Genomic DNA, 15,403 nt, shown 5'->3' on the forward strand with positions numbered 1-15,403 from the left:
AGGGAACTACCGATCCTTTATGGCTTAATAACTCCAGGTTTGAGTAAAAACGTGTATCCTGTTGGCCGACTGACATCGGAAAAGAGAGGTCCCAAAGATGGAGATGTCTCAGATCAGATATGTTTTGTCTGCGGCCAAACACCTGAATTTCACGAAGGCTGCGGCAGAGTGTAATGTGAGCCAACCAGCCCTTACCAAAGGGGTAAAGTCGCTTGAGGCTGAGCTTGGCGCACAGGTGTTTCATCGAGAAGGCCGGAAAATCCTGATCAGCGATTTTGGCCGAACGATGTTGCCGCACCTGCAGCACATCGTTGACGAGGCCGCCGCGACTCGGATGTTGGCCCAGAACTTCAGGCTTTTGGAAAAAGTACCATTACGGCTGGGTGTTCTTTAAACGATCGGCCACGTGCGCCTCGCCCGTTTTCTGGCGCAATTTGAAAAAAGTCACAGTGGATTGGAACTGTCGGTCAATGAAGCGAGCGCCTCAAAGCTGAAGGACATGCTGGTCGAGGGGGAAATCGACGTTGCCTTCATGACATTGACAAACGAGCTTGAGGAAGAATTCCGGGCACATGCCCTATACACCGAGAGGTATGTTGTCGTTTTTTCACCGGATCATCGATTGAGGCAGCTCAATTCAGTTCCGTTGAAAGAACTGTCGGGCGAAAACTACGTGGACCGACTGGCCTGTGAGCTGCGAGAAATGGTGATGTCGGTTTGCCAGACGAAGGGCGTGGAACTTTATGCGCGTTTCCGTTCCGAGCGTGAGGACTGGATTCAGGCAATGGTCGCAGCAGGTATCGGGTTTGCGTTCATGCCGGAATATTCGGTTACCCTGCCGGGGCTGATGCAGCGGCCGCTTGTTCAACCGGATGTCGAACGCACGATCGCCGCCTTCACTGTTCCGGGCCGCAAATATTCCCCTGCTCTGGATGCGTTGATGCGGGCGTCGCATTCGTTTGCGTGGCCGGGGTAAGCGTATCGAGCTTGGCCCTGCGCACCAGGAAAACCACCAAAATTGGCCAACAGACGAGAAATATTGGCGAAATTTGATTTGCTGATAAACTCGATCCTCAGGAAGATGCCTGGGGAGGGGTCATGGGGACTTGGCTGAAAAGAATTATAGGCGCTGTCGTTCTGTTCGTTGTCTTAGCGGTCGCTTCGATCTGGTTGTTGTTTGCGGCGCCGCTTTTCTCGGACATGCGGCGTGGTCTGGTCGAACAAGTCCTTTCGGATCAGATCGGGCGCACGCTGCTGGTCAACGATGATGTCAGTGTCGCACTCGGACGTATCACCAGCATCTATGTCGGAGGGGTGGTCATACCAAGCCAGACCTTTCCCGATACGGCTCTTGCAGAGTTAAAGCTGCTTGAGCTGGAGCTTGATGTCGCGGCGCTTGCCAATGGGCGTTTGCAATTCGACAATTTGGTGGTTGAAGGGCTACAGACAAATTTGCTGACTGCGGCCGATGGCACAACAAGTTGGTCAACAAAGCGGCCTCGCACAAAAACGCCGCCTGAAAGCGCCGAGGCAGAGCCCAGTCGTGAACCTCAGGAGATGGAGGTCACTCCGGCCACGAACACTGAACCGAACAGTGGCATTCTTGCCTTTCTCAGCGACAAGAATGTGACTTTCACGTCTATTGGTTTGAAGGTCGATGACAAGGTTTCAGGGTTTTCTTTTGTGTTCGACCTCGAGTCTCTGGCCTTGGATCAGGTTGATGGTGAACAGCGAACGACAGTCTCTGGAATGGGGTTTGTAAATGGCCAGAGCTTCGGGATCGAGGGCGATTATCCACGCGGAGCGCCGTTCACCACACGCGCCAGTTTTGGCGAAATGACAGCCAGCTTCGATGGTGAGCCGTTGGATGAAGCTCAGGGTGGTGGATTTCAAGCGGCGTTGCAGATGGACACGGGTGAATTCGGCGATTTTCTCGATGTGCTTGGTCTTGAGCGCGTTCTTGAAGGCAACGGCCAGTTCCACGCCGAGATCGTGTCTCAGGATGTTCTCAAAGTAGATACCTTTTCGACATCCATCAGTCTTGAGGAAGGTCAACAGCTAACCGCAGAAGGATCGGTCGAAGACCTCTATACGGTTCAAGGCGTTGATATGGTATTTGACGCGCGCCTCTTTCCCGAAGGCCAGCCGCCCGAAGCGGCCAAGAAAATACAAGACCTAAAGTTCACTGCGCTTGAGATGCATTTGGTCGGGGCGCCGTCCTCGTTCAAGTTTGAGAAGCTGCTGTTCGAGACCAACGCATTCGATCAGGGGCTGGACGTTATCGGCCCTGCCTCTATCGAACGTGTGCGCCGTATGCCGGATGGTCGGTTGGCCATGTTAGGTTTGACGTTACAGGCCGGTCCGATCGAAAACCCAATCCTTGTGGCCCAAGGTGAAATTCTCGACCTGCTTCAGCTTGAGGATGTCACGTTCGAGGGGACTTTGAACGGTCCCGTGAATCTGCTTCTGCCAGATGTAGACGCGCAGTTCGTTGATCAGTTCGGCGGAATAAAAGCCGATTTTAGTCTGTCGAACGAGGGCGGTCCGGTTTCACTCAACAAACTGAACGCAACCAGTTATGGAACTGACCTTTGGGCGATGGATCTTGCGCTTTCCGTGAGTGAGCTAAAAGGTTTGTCGGGTCTGGATTTTGATATTGACCTTGATCTGGGCGACGGGGCGACATTTCTGACTGCTCTCGAATTGGAACCTGTTGAGACTGGTGCGCTTTCTATCAGCGCGGAAACGACAAGGCAGGCCGACGCGTTTCAGGCGTCGGTCGTGTTTGAAGCCGGGTCTTCTCAAATTCAGACAGCTTTGGACGCGAGCTTTCCCGGATCGGGAACTGTTGTTCGTGGCGGTCTGACCAGCGAGAGGCTTGATCTGAACGACCTGAAAAACCTGACTGCTGCGTTGAACCAACTCAAAAGCCTGGTCGGGGGCAATAGGCCAAAAACGGATTCTGAAACCCAACCACTGGTACTTTCTGACGATGATGACCCGGCAATGCAGCCCCTGGTCCTGCCGGAGAAAAAGGGCAAGCCGGCTGATCTTCTGGACGTTCAGCGCATGCTTGCTGAGGCAGATGTCGAGGTGGCGATCGAATTCAAAGAAATCGTTGGCCAGAAAGGTGTGACTGCCGTCACAAGCGATTTGACTGCCAAAGACGGAGTTGTGGATGCCGGGCCGCTGCAAATTAGTTATGGCGGGGGCAATTTCAGTCTGAGGGCGGTCGTGGACCTGCTTGAATCGCCGGATTGGGTATCATTGTCCGGTTCAACATCCGGGTGGGAATTCGGCGAAATCCTTGACGAGTTAGGGATTGGAATTGACGCGTATGGGCGTCTCAGTGGGGACTTCAACGTCGCTGGCAGTCTTGCTTCGGGCAAAGCCTTCTTGAACTCGATGCAAGGAAAGGCGGCGCTCTCTATGTCTCAGGGCTATATCAGCACCAGCCTTCTAGAACTGGCGGGGCTTGGTATCTTCCCGTGGCTGTTCTCGGAAGAACTTCGTCAGGGATACACTGACATTACGTGCGTTGTGGCCCCGGTTCGCATTGACGCTGGACGGGTTTATTCGGAGTCCATCGTGATAGAAACCGGTTCCGTTCAGTTGGTCGCGAAAGGACAGGTAGACTGGGCAAATGATACAATCGCGCTCAGGGCGGAACCGCGCCGCGTTGGAAAACCACTTTCCCGAAGCGCTTGGCCCATTGAAGTCAATGGCCAGCTTTCAGCACCAAAGTTCAAGCTGGACGTAGGCGGGTCAAGACAGTCCGTGTCAGGCAGCGCAGATGAAATGCCGGCGCAACGACAACCCTGCGTTCCAGACCTGCAACAACTGCAATAGCTGGCCGCAGTTTCATTCCGTGAGCGGTTTGGGCTGTTCTGCCTGACAAGCCTGTACAGCTTCAATCGCTTTTGCAGAGCCACTCAGGTCAAGCTGGACCGAAGTCCCGCTTTCGCCGGTTATTGTAACGCCCTGTCGTTTCCCGAATTCACTTACAAACTCGGGGTTATCGAAGAACGCATAACCGCCGGGGACTCCGTTCTTGAAGGTGCCAACCGCGTCCCCAGCGAACTTCGCATCGCCAAAATCGAAATTTACCAGACCTGTGGCACCGTCTTCGATCTGCTCCCACGCCGGGTTATAGGCCGCGAAAAAACCACCTTGCTGATTGGGGGCCGCGCCGATTTCGACCGTCATTCCATCGCCGAATTGCTTCCACGCGAGACACCCGTTGCCCTTTTCAGGATCAATCAAGATCGTCCAGTCGCCAGACTCGCCCCACCGTTCCATGCCAGCGCCAAGTACTGAACTTGCGGACATTAAGACGACTGCGGTTAGACCCCATTTGCGCATCCGGCACCTCGTATCTTGTTCCAAAGTCAGTAAATCAGAACTGTTTTCGCAGGGCCAATACTATTCTTGCCAGAGAATTCTGGGCTTGGATTTTGGCTGGGCGGTCAATTCGCAAGAGCAGCGGTTTTGCCTACGAGAAACCCCAACTAAATTCCGTTGCGGCAGATCAAGCGGCAGAAGGTTGAAGCAGTACGTTTGATTGGTATAGATTTTATACCAAACTGCCTCTTTGATTGAACCTCAGGATGACATCGCCTCTTGCCGTGCCGTTCCAACTTGGAAACAAGGCCACTATCCGCAACCGCTTCTTTAAATCCGCCGCCAGCGAACAGCTGGGGGATAAAAACAGGAACCCCAAACAGGGGCTTGCAACGCTTTATCGAACGTGGGCTGAAGGCGGAAGCGGGCTGGTAATGACCGGTAACGTGATGGTCGATCGGTCTGCCTTGGGTGAGCCGTATAACGTGGTGCTGGATGATCAAAGTGATCTGGACGCTTTTCGCTCATGGGCTCAGGCGGGCAAGGTCGATGGTGCGCATATTTGGATGCAGCTCAACCATCCGGGAAAACAAAGTCCAAAACAGGTTTGCCCTGAACCCATGGCTCCCTCGGCGGTGCCACTTGGACCCGCGTTGTCAAGTGGGTTCAACCCGCCGCGCGCTCTGACCGAGGCCGAGATCGAGGCTATTATTTCGCGCTTTGCGCGCGCGGCCGCCCTCGCTCAGCAGGCGGGGTTCACCGGGGTTCAAATCCACGGTGCGCATGGGTATCTGGTCAGTCAGTTCCTCTCGCCGCATCACAACCGGCGTGACGATAAATGGGGCGGATCGCTTGAAAACCGGATGCGTTTCGTCCTTGAAATCTACGCTGCAATCCGCGCGGCCACCGGGCCTGACTATCCCATTGGCATCAAGCTCAACTCGGCGGATTTCCAAAAAGGCGGGTTCAGCGAAGACGACTCCATCCGTGTCGTCAAAGCGTTGGAGGAGGCCGGAATAGACCTGATCGAAATTTCGGGCGGAACCTACGAGGCTCCGGCGATGATGAAGGGCAAGCGCGAGAAAAATGTGCGTGAGTCGACGCAGAAGCGCGAAGCGTATTTCCTGCAATATGCGGCGGAGTTGCGTAAAACGGTCAACGAGCCGCTTGTTGTGACCGGTGGTTTCCGCAGCCGCGTGGGAATGGAGGAGGCACTGAACAGCGGTGCCACAGACATGGTGGGGCTGTGTCGTCCTTTGATCCTGCGCCCAGACCTGCCAAATGCTGCTTTGGCCGACCCGGATTTCCGGTACGAGCTGAAAGAGCCCAGCACTGGTATCCGGGCGTTGGATTTGATGACAATGATCGGATTGACTTGGTACGAGGGGCAGTTGTGGCGTCTTTCTCCCGGCAAGCCGACGCGAACCAATCTGCCGCCAAAACTGGTCGCGTTGTCAATCATATGGAAATCGCTGACGGGTCCCCGCACCAGATTGCGAGCCTGACCCGGGCTACGACGAACGTTTGATGTGGCATTGACCGGCGGCCCACGCGGCCGTCACTGGGTGAGGGTGATTAAAAGCTGTAATATCCAGCATATTGCAATCGGCCGAGTTGTGCGAGGGAACTTTGCACCGGGCGCGACAAACCTCGCGCCCCGGTTCAACGGAGGGAGGGCAAAAGCTCGTGGACTATATTAATCAAGACGACCTGCGGTTTTTGGTTTTTGACTGGCTGAAAACCGAAGAACTGACAACCCGCGACCAGTTTGCAGAGCACGATCGTGAGACCATGCAGTCGGTTCTTGACCTTTCGGCACAGGTCGCACGCGATAAATTCGCACAGCATTTCAAGGTGTCAGATCGGCAAGAGCCATATTTGTCTGACGGAAAAGTGGTGCTGCCTGAAGAAACGGCTTCGGATCTGGCCGCCTTTCGCGAGGCGGGCTTCTTTGGGATGGGCTTTCCTGCCGAAAGGGGCGGGATGGGATTGCCGATGACGGTAACGATGGCCTCAAGCGCGAACTTTACAGCCGCAAATTGCTCTACCGCCGCGTATCCGTTTCTGACTCAGGGAAACGCCAACCTGATGTTGGCGTTCGCATCGGAAAAGCAGATCGAAACTTGGGTTATGCCTGCGATTGAGGGGCGAAATTTCGGCACGATGTGCCTGAGCGAACCTCAGGCCGGATCGTCTCTGGGGGATATTCGTACAAGGGCAGAGCCGGATGGCTCGGACGAATTGGGCGTGCGGTATCGTCTGCGGGGAAACAAGATGTGGATCTCTGGTGGGGATCAGGAGATCAGCGAGAATATCCTGCACCTCGTTCTTGCCAAAGTGCCCGGCGAAGACGGGAAGCTCATACCGGGGGTCAAGGGAATTTCGATCTTCGCGGTGCCGAAATATCTTCCTGACGGGTCCAAGAATGATGTGGCCGTTGCTGGCCTCAATCACAAGATGGGCTATCGCGGTACAACGAACTGCCTGCTGAATTTTGGTGAGAACGACGGTGCCATCGGGTGGCGGATCGGAGATTTGGGCCAGGGCTTGGCAATCATGTTCCACATGATGAACGAGGCCCGGATCGGGGTCGGTATGGGGGCCGCGGCGATGGCCTATCGCGGGTATGTTCAATCCGCCGAGTACGCGCGTGAACGGCGGCAGGGCCGGTCATTGGAGCGTGGCAAGGGTGGGTCTGATACCGCGATGATCCCCATCATCGAACATGTAGACGTCAAACGTATGTTGCTGTCTCAAAAAGCCTACGCCGAAGGTGCGCTGGCCTTGTGTCTGTATTCCTCCAGACTTTCGGATGATGCACATACGCACCCCGACGAGGATGAGCGCAAGAACGCAGCGCAGCTACTGGATTTGCTCACACCTGTCACCAAAAGCTGGCCCTCTGAATTCGGGCTGGTTGCCAATGACTTGGCCATTCAGGTGCACGGGGGGTATGGCTATACGCGCGATTATGACATGGAGCAACTCTATCGCGACAACCGCCTCAATCCCATTCACGAGGGGACATTCGGCATTCAGTCGGCAGATTTGGTGGGGCGCAAGCTGGGTCAGAACGGTGGTGCGGGCTACCGCATCCTGATTGATCGGGTTTCGCAGACCATCGCGGATGCGAAACAGGACGAGTCTCTGGCGCAGGAAGTTCATCGTCTAGAAGAGGCCGTAGAAGCGATGCAGAAGGCGGTGATTGCGTTGGCCGGGATGGGGCCTGTCCCTGCGGCTCTGGACAACTCCGGTGCCTTCCTCAGCGCCTTCGGCCATGTCGTGCTGGGTTGGCTCTGGGTGTCTCAAGCGCTGGCGGCGCAGGGCGATGATCGGGTGGCACGCGGCAAACAGGCGGCCTGCAGGTATTTCCTGCGCGTTGAACTGCCCAAAGCCGTGGTCGGCTTTTCCCAAGTCGAGCGTGCAGAAGCCTGCATTGCACAGACGGAAGCCGAAATTCTGTAAAACTGTCTTCAACTGGATTGAGAGCCTGCGGAACCGTGATGCGGTTCCGCGTTCAGGTTTTGGGACTTGCCCGATCTCCCGGCAGTGGATCAGCGTCTGTGCTTGCACGACCGGGTCCCCAATCTTCGTGCGGACTGTCCATCATCAGGCCGATGAAAACTGGGACCGGGAAAGCAAGGATCGGCGACCTTTTGCGGGTAGGTGCGAAACAGGTCTTTTTCGCTTAAGTGTTTCTTCGTGTCGCGCTTTGGGTGCTCAAGGGCTGTGGTTTCACAGTATTTTGGGCCCGTGATCATGCTGCTGAAAAATGGGCCCAGCCCGTCGAATTTTTGGGAATTTGCTCCAATTCCAACATTTTTGTGGAACTATGGGCGAAAAACGGTATTTTGCCCAGAATATGTGGAGAATATTGCATGGCCATACACGAAACTGTTTCTCCCAGGGAATTGCAGCTTCTTGAGGCACTGCGCCAACTTGGTGGCCAAGCGCGAAACGTGGAAATCGCGAGCCTGCTGAATGTCTCGGACGAGACGGTACGACGCACGATTAAATCCTTGTCTAAATTGGGCCTCGTTTCGCGGGCGCATGGGGTCGCGCGCCTGCTTGAACCCCAGTATGAGGCAAATTTCTTTCAACGTTTAGGCGAGTTCACGCAGGAAAAAGGTCAAATCGCAAATGCTGCGGCGGCGATGATACCGGACGGGGCAACTCTGTTTCTGGATGTCGGAAGCTCTACTGCAATTGCGGCCGAGGAATTGCGTGCCAAGCGCAATCTGACCGTCGTGACCAATTCGACGAAGATCGCGCACAAGCTGGTCGAGCACAATGGCAACCGCGTGTTTCTGCTGGGCGGTGAGATGCGCAAGGACGAGATGGGAACCTTCGGCTTTGTGGTCGAGGCCCAAGCGCGGCGATATTCCTATGACTTCGCAATAATCAGTGCGGATGCGCTGAACTCGAAATTTGGCTTTTTGTACAACAACTCAGCCGAAGGCGAGCTGGCCTCTGTCATACTTGAGCGCTGCAACCTGTCGATCATTTCAATGGTTCATCAAAAATTTGAAACCGCTGGGCCGCATCAGTGCTTTGACCCGAGTTTGGTCGATCACCTTGTGACGGACCGCGCGCCGGGCAAGAAAATGGGCGCGAAATTGGGACAGTGGGAGGTCAAGGTAACCGTGGCTGCCGAATGAACATGAACTTCCAAAATTCAAGCGACGATTTAGGACGGGTCGTCATGGGTTTTTGCCGGGAAAAGCAAAAGGGCAACTAGAGAATGGCAATTTTAACCTTCCTGATGCAGTTGGCCGGGGCAACGATGTTGCTTCTGTTTGCGGTTAGAATGGTGCGAACCGGGATCGAACGAAGCTATGGCGCTTCGTTCAAAAGGGTCTTGACGCGTAAGGAGAGCATGGTTGAATCCAGCCTGACCGGATTGATCCTGGCTGTTGTTCTGCAAAGTTCGGCTGCGGTCGCTTTGCTTGCTTCGGGATTTGCGGCTGGCGGGTTTTTGTCGTTTTCGAGTGGTTTGGCGATCGTGCTGGGCGGCGATCTGGGGTCGGCTCTTGTTATCCAGATATTGTCGTTCCGGTTGGACTGGCTTGTTCCTCTGCTTCTTGCGGTCGGAGGTTGGTTGTTCGTCAAAACCGAGCGCAAGAAAAGTCGTCAGATCGGGCGCATCCTGATGGGGATCGCTTTCATACTGATTTCTCTAAGATTTCTGCGTGAAGCCATGGACCCAATTCGGGATAGTGCGTTCCTTCCGGCAATCGCTGACTATCTGGTTCGGGACTACGTAACCGCATTTCTGGTGGGCGGTGCGCTGGCTTTTGTAATGCACAGTTCGGTAGCCGCTATTCTGATGTGCGTTACGCTGGTGCAGATCGGTGCTCTGCCGTTTCCAGCAGGTTTGTCACTGGTTCTGGGGGCCAATCTTGGCAGTGCCTTGATCCCGGTCTGGTTGACCCGCGGATTAGACGTGCGCGCGCGGCGTATTCCCTATGCAAATCTTGCACTGCGCGGAGTTTGGGCGGTCGCCTGTCTGTTTGCAGCACAATTGGCACTGCGCTCAGGTGTTTTGGCAGGCGACTATCAGGGTCAGATGCTGGTTAATGCCCATCTGGTCTTTAATGCGTCTCTTTTGATCTTGTCGCTGCCCTTCTGCAGAATCCTGCAGAAGCCGTTTGAGACGATTTTGCCAGACGCACGGCCCGTTTCAGAAACCGACCCTTTAGCGCGTCCGGCCAGCGCACTCGAGCCGGAGATGGCTGATACTCCGGCGTTGGCGATCTCTGCGCTCAAGCGTGAATTGCTGCGTATGGCGGAATTGGTTCAGATGATGTTCAACCCGTTGCTTGGGCTGTACAAGTCAGGCGACGCTGAACAGATCGGGGCAGTTCAAGCCATCGACCTGGAGGTCAATCAGTGCCTGAGCGACATTCGCGCCTTTGTTGCAAAGCTTCCTGCTGAAAAGATGGACAAAAGGAATTCGGATATCGCGCGGGATATGCTGGAATATGCCGTGCGTCTTGAGACTGCTGGCGATGTGGTGGCCAAACGCCTGACTGTATTAGCGACCGAGCTTGGCGGCTCTGGCAAGCAATTCTCGCCCGAAGGATGGTCGGAGGTTCAGGAAATGCACGAAAAGATCCTGGCCAACCTGAAGTTGGCAACCAATGTCATCATCTCTGAGGATCTCGAAAGCGCGCGATTGTTGAATCTTGAAAAAACCGAGATCAAGCGGGCCGAGCGCGACAGTCGTAAACGCCACTTCCGCCGGTTGCAGAAGGGTAGGATCGACAGTTTTGAAACCAGTGACGTTCATCTGGAAACATTGCGGGCATTGCGAGAGTTCAACAGCCACATTGCGGCTATTTCAACACCGATCCTCTATGCGAACGGCCAGTTGCTGGAAACGCGCCTGATCGAAGAATTGCCGCAGCACGAACGCAACGCCGAAGTGTAAAAGCTGCGCGGGTTTGTCTGCTTCGTGGTTTCTGCTGTGCATGCAACGACCACTGGGCGTGTCTCTTTGCGCGTGACGGTCAATTCTGCAACTGCCGAAAATTCCAGCTTCTTCTCAACCCATTGTTCACGCCGGTGGTGGTTTTGCGCAAATCATCGGCGGAGAATTTGTAAATTGCCGCATTTATAGCAGGTCTTGAAACTATAAGTACTGCTTATGATGTAGTAGATATTATCGATTTTTCTTAGTCCTGTATTCTGTCAAATTACTTCCACCAAAAGTTAGAAAATCAAAGCGCCGCACGAGAATGGCGTAGGTGTCATACTCAACTCAACAGAGGGAAACATGAAAAAAACCACGTCTAAGTTTATCGCTACTGTGGCTGCGGCCTTAATGGGAACAGCGGCAGCCGCCGAAACCGAACTGACCGTTTACACGGCTGTCGAGGCCGAAGACCTGGCCCGGTATGCGGAACAATTCAACGCCGCTTACCCGGACATCAAGATTAACTGGGTTCGCGATTCCACTGGTATTATCACGGCAAAATTGCTGGCCGAGCGTGACAACCCGCAAGCCGATGTCGTCTGGGGTTTGGCGGCGACTTCTTTGCTGCTTCTGAAATCAGAAGATATGCTTGAACCCTACGCGCCAGTCGGAGTGGAAAAGCTGGATGCGAAATTTGTCGACAGCGGCGACGTTCCCAGCTGGGTCGGAATGGACGCTTGGGTGGCTTCTGTCTGCTACAACACGGTTGAAGCGGAGAAGGCTGGTTTGACACCGCCGACCTCGTGGAAGGATCTGACAGACCCGCAATACAAGGGGCATGTCATTATGCCGAACCCGAACTCGTCCGGTACCGGATTCCTGGACGTTTCAAGCTGGCTGCAGATGTTCGGTGAAGATGGCGGTTGGGAGTACATGGACGCGCTGCATGAGAATATCGCGCGCTATACGCATTCGGGCTCCAAGCCGTGCAAGCTTGCTGCGGCGGGTGAGATTCCGATCGGAATTTCGTTTGCTTTCCGTGGCGCCAAGTCCAAGGCCGCTGGTGCGCCTCTGGACATCATCGTTCCGTCCGAAGGTGTCGGTTGGGACATGGAGGCGACAGCGATTGTCGCAGGAACAGGCAATCTGGAAGCCGCGCAGAAGCTGGTTGATTTCTCGGTCACCAAAGAGGCCAACGAAATGTACAACACCGGCTATGCGGTTGTCGCGATGCCGGGGATTGCCAAGCCGGTCGAACACTTCCCCGAAGGTTTGCTGGATGCAATGATCGACAATGACTTTGAGTTCGCAGCCAACAACCGGGCGGCCATCCTGAAGGAATGGCAGTCTCGCTACGACGGCAAGTCCGAACCAAAGAACTGATGAGCTTGGCAGGAGGGGCCAGGTGCCCCTCCGCCCTTTGGACAGAAAATCCCACACCTTCATGAGCGGCGCAGTTTCCCCTCGGCCCTGCCTTCGCTAATCTCAAGGATCTCTCCCAGTGCTTAAGAAAACCTCTCCCGGTGATCTCTATCTGAGTATCCAAGACCTATGGAAAGCCTTTGGTGAATTTCTTGCGCTGAGAGACATCTCGCTCGACATCCATGAAGGGGAATTCATTTGTTTTCTTGGTCCCTCAGGGTGCGGAAAGACTACTCTGCTGCGTGCGATCGCGGGTCTTGACCTTCAGACAAAAGGCACGGTGATGCAGGACGGAAAGGATGTTTCCAATCTTCCGCCCTCCGAGCGCGATTTTGGCATCGTGTTTCAGTCCTACGCGCTGTTTCCCAACCTTACGATCGAGAAGAATATCGCGTTTGGTCTGGAAAATACGGGTCGCAGCAAGTCCGAGATAACCGTGCGCGTGGCCGAGCTGTTGAAACTGGTTGGCCTGCCGGATCAGGGCAGCAAATACCCGGCGCAATTGTCCGGAGGGCAGCAACAACGGATCGCATTGGCGCGCGCCATCGCAACAAACCCGGGCCTGTTGCTATTGGATGAGCCGCTATCTGCCCTGGATGCCAAGGTGCGTGTGCATCTAAGGCATGAGATTAAAGAACTACAACGAAAGCTGGGCGTAACAACGGTGATGGTAACCCATGACCAGGAAGAGGCGCTGGCAATGGCCGACCGGATCGTGGTCATGAACCACGGCGTGATCGAGCAGGTCGGCACCCCAACAGAGATCTACCGTCACCCCTCCAACCTGTTTGTTGCAGATTTCATTGGCGAGATGAACCAATTGACCGCTGTCGCAGGGGATACCGATACTTTGGAGCTTGGCGGCTCGGCACTGAAATGCGAGCCACACACCCACCGTAAAGGCGACCGAGTTGTGGCCGCGGTCCGACCCGAGGATATTATTCCGCACGGCGACGGGGCGCGGTCGCCGGGTGCGCCGGATAGCATCTCGACACCCGAGAATGCGTTTGAAGTCCTTATTTCACAAATGGAGTTTCTGGGATCGTTCTGGCGCTGCCGGCTTCAGCATGAAACGTTTGGCGATGAAGAATTGATCGGGGACTTCTCAATCAACGCGGTTCGCCGCCTGGGGCTTGAAGAAGGTGGTCGGATGACAATCGAGCTGCCTTGCAACCGTCTCTTGGCCTTTAGTCCGGCGGAGCAGGGCTGATGACTCAATCCTCTGCACTACCCGCCGGTCCAATCATCAAGGGCAAACTGAGCCGCGACGACATTATCATGCGCGGAGGCATGATCGTAATCGCGCTTTACCTGGTTGTTACCTTAGCCTTCCCCTTATGGGCGATGCTGTCCAAGTCCTTTTCGACATACCGGATGGAATTGTCGCAATATGAATTTCAGGTCAGTGATGAAAACGGTGTTTTCGACGGCACGATCCTGAACGGTGCCCAGTTGAATTCGGAAACTGGGGCGTACTCCGATCAAGACCTGTCGACCGGTTCTGACGGGCGACTTTCGGTGACACCATTTTTCCCGGATTTCAGCTTCCGCAGCCCGGTGATGTACCAAATCCGAAACACGGTTCCAGAAGGCCGCTTTCTTGTCGGCTCGAATCTGCAAAAGGGTACCGATTGGGTCGAGCTTGATTCAAACACGTTTAGACGTGTTCAGCTACGGCCGGTGAAATCGACTGGTGTGGACAACTTCGTCAGCTACTTTTCCACTCCGGCGCTGTTCAATTCGATCAAGAATTCGCTGTGGATTGCGGTTGTCAGCACCGTGATCACTGTTTCGCTGGCCTTCTGGTTTGCCTATGCACTCAATCGCAGTTGCATGCGGTTCAAGGGCGTGTTCCGTCTGGTCGCAATGGCGCCGATCCTTGTGCCGTCGCTTCTGCCCGGTATTGCGCTGGTGTACCTGTTCGGAAATCAAGGGATGCTGAAAGAACTGCTGTTTGGTGCCAGTATTTATGGTCCCATCGGGATTGTGATCGGGTCCGTTTTCTTCACCTTCCCACATGCTTTCCTCATTATTTCGACAGCCTTGGCAATCTCGGACGCGCGTCTGTACGAAGCGGCGTCGAGCCTGCGTTCGACCCCTTGGCGGACCTTCTGGACTGTCACTGTTCCGGGTGCGCGGTACGGTCTGATTTCAGCGGCGTTCGTGGTCTTCAACCTTGTGATAACTGATTTCGGGTTGCCAAAGGTGATTGGCGGTCAATTCAACGTCCTCGCGGTAGACATATACAAACAGGTGATCGGTCAGCAGAACTTTGAGATGGGAGCGGTGGTGTCAGTTGTGCTGGTTGTCCCTGCGATCTTGGCCTTTGCGATTGACCGTCTGGTGCAATCGAAACAGGTTGCGTTGCTGTCCGCGCGGTCCGTGCCATACCAGCCTTCACCGAACGCGCGACTGGATGGGATCATGCTGGCCTATTGCAGCTTGATTGCCATGTTCATTGTCGGGTTGCTGGCTGTCTGCCAGTTTGCGGCCTTGATCAAGTTCTGGCCATACGACCTGAGCCTGAGTTTGAACAACTATCAGTTCGACAAAATGGACGGAGGCGGCTGGGGCTCGTACTTCAATTCGATCAAGATGGCATTTCTGACTGCGGTGTTTGGCACGTCCATAGTGTTTTTCGGAGCCTATTTGGTGGAAAAATCGAATGGTTTCAGAACCGGTCGTGCGTTGTTCCAGATGTTCGCCATGTTGCCGATGGCAATTCCGGGAATGGTGTTGGGTCTTGCCTACATCTTTTTCTTCAACAACCCGTCCAACCCGATGAATGCGATCTACGGAACTATGGCCATTCTGGTCACCTGCTCGGTGACGCATTTCTATACCGTGTCACATCTGACGGCGGTGACGGCACTGAAACAGATGGATACTGAGTTTGAGTCCGTCTCGGCTTCGCTCAAACAACCTACCATGAAACTGTTTGTCCGAGTGACCGTGCCCGTGTGCATGCCCGCGATCTTGGATATCTCGATCTATCTTTTCGTCAATGCCATGACGACGGTTTCAGCGGTTGTGTTCCTGTACTCGCCCAAGACGACATTGGCATCGATCGCTGTGCTGAACATGGACGACGCTGGTGATATTGCGCCTGCGGCGGCGATGGGAATGATGATCTTTTACACCAACGCGGCTGCCAGAATTCTGCACCTGGTCGCGTCTAAGGGTATTCTAAACAGAACTCAGGCATGGCGCAGTCGTTAGTCTGTG

The 15,403-nt window shown here is 54.7% G+C and carries 11 protein-coding genes; 10 read left to right on the forward strand and 1 reads right to left on the reverse strand.

Going from position 1 to position 15,403, the window contains the following annotated elements; translation table 11 throughout:
• The first annotated feature begins 103 nt into the window (after positions 1-103).
• The 3 genes from ACR0LH_RS15525 to ACR0LH_RS15535 all read left to right on the forward strand — a co-directional run bounded on the left by ACR0LH_RS15525 (position 104) and on the right by ACR0LH_RS15535 (position 3,849).
• Entirely contained in the window at positions 104-394 is a 291-nt protein-coding gene (locus tag ACR0LH_RS15525; protein ID WP_170698206.1) for a LysR family transcriptional regulator, read from the forward strand.
• 12 nt (positions 395-406) lie between these two features.
• On the forward strand, positions 407-976 hold the full coding sequence (locus ACR0LH_RS15530) for a LysR family transcriptional regulator substrate-binding protein (RefSeq protein ID WP_480721623.1): 570 nt from the start codon (positions 407-409) through the stop codon (positions 974-976).
• A gap of 122 nt (positions 977-1,098) precedes the next feature.
• The gene (locus tag ACR0LH_RS15535) at positions 1,099-3,849 is read left to right on the forward strand and encodes an AsmA family protein (RefSeq protein WP_480721624.1); all 2,751 of its coding nucleotides are present in this window, start codon (positions 1,099-1,101) and stop codon (positions 3,847-3,849) included.
• Between the two features lie 12 nt (positions 3,850-3,861).
• Here ACR0LH_RS15535 and ACR0LH_RS15540 read toward each other — a convergent pair whose 3' ends face one another.
• A complete protein-coding gene (locus ACR0LH_RS15540) occupies positions 3,862-4,329 on the reverse strand; it encodes a hypothetical protein (RefSeq protein WP_480681543.1) in 468 nt (155 codons plus the stop codon).
• Between the two features lie 278 nt (positions 4,330-4,607).
• On the opposite strand from ACR0LH_RS15540, the gene ACR0LH_RS15545 reads away from it, so the two are divergent.
• From ACR0LH_RS15545 to ACR0LH_RS15575, 7 genes are all read left to right on the forward strand, one after another.
• The gene (locus ACR0LH_RS15545; RefSeq protein WP_480721626.1) at positions 4,608-5,846 is read left to right on the forward strand and encodes an NADH:flavin oxidoreductase/NADH oxidase family protein; all 1,239 of its coding nucleotides are present in this window, start codon (positions 4,608-4,610) and stop codon (positions 5,844-5,846) included.
• Between the two features lie 181 nt (positions 5,847-6,027).
• Positions 6,028-7,806: an acyl-CoA dehydrogenase gene (locus ACR0LH_RS15550; RefSeq protein ID WP_170559611.1), complete on the forward strand. Its 1,779-nt coding sequence runs from the start codon at positions 6,028-6,030 to the stop codon at positions 7,804-7,806.
• A gap of 413 nt (positions 7,807-8,219) precedes the next feature.
• A complete protein-coding gene (locus ACR0LH_RS15555; protein ID WP_170418556.1) occupies positions 8,220-8,999 on the forward strand; it encodes a DeoR/GlpR family DNA-binding transcription regulator in 780 nt (259 codons plus the stop codon).
• Between the two features lie 83 nt (positions 9,000-9,082).
• On the forward strand, positions 9,083-10,771 hold the full coding sequence (locus ACR0LH_RS15560; RefSeq protein ID WP_170418553.1) for a Na/Pi cotransporter family protein: 1,689 nt from the start codon (positions 9,083-9,085) through the stop codon (positions 10,769-10,771).
• A 345-nt stretch (positions 10,772-11,116) separates the two neighbouring features.
• On the forward strand, positions 11,117-12,139 hold the full coding sequence (locus ACR0LH_RS15565; protein WP_170389096.1) for a putative 2-aminoethylphosphonate ABC transporter substrate-binding protein: 1,023 nt from the start codon (positions 11,117-11,119) through the stop codon (positions 12,137-12,139).
• Positions 12,140-12,257: 118 nt separating this feature from the next.
• Positions 12,258-13,388, forward strand: coding sequence for a putative 2-aminoethylphosphonate ABC transporter ATP-binding protein (locus ACR0LH_RS15570; protein ID WP_170418550.1), 1,131 nt, complete (start codon positions 12,258-12,260; stop codon positions 13,386-13,388).
• Positions 13,388-15,397 (forward strand): putative 2-aminoethylphosphonate ABC transporter permease subunit, encoded by a 2,010-nt coding sequence (locus ACR0LH_RS15575; protein WP_480721627.1) that lies wholly within the window; start codon positions 13,388-13,390, stop codon positions 15,395-15,397. The genes ACR0LH_RS15570 and ACR0LH_RS15575 overlap by 1 nt, the downstream gene beginning before the upstream one ends.
• The last annotated feature ends 6 nt before the right edge of the window (positions 15,398-15,403 follow it).

It is taken from the genome of Ruegeria sp. CL6 (assembly GCF_056536465.1).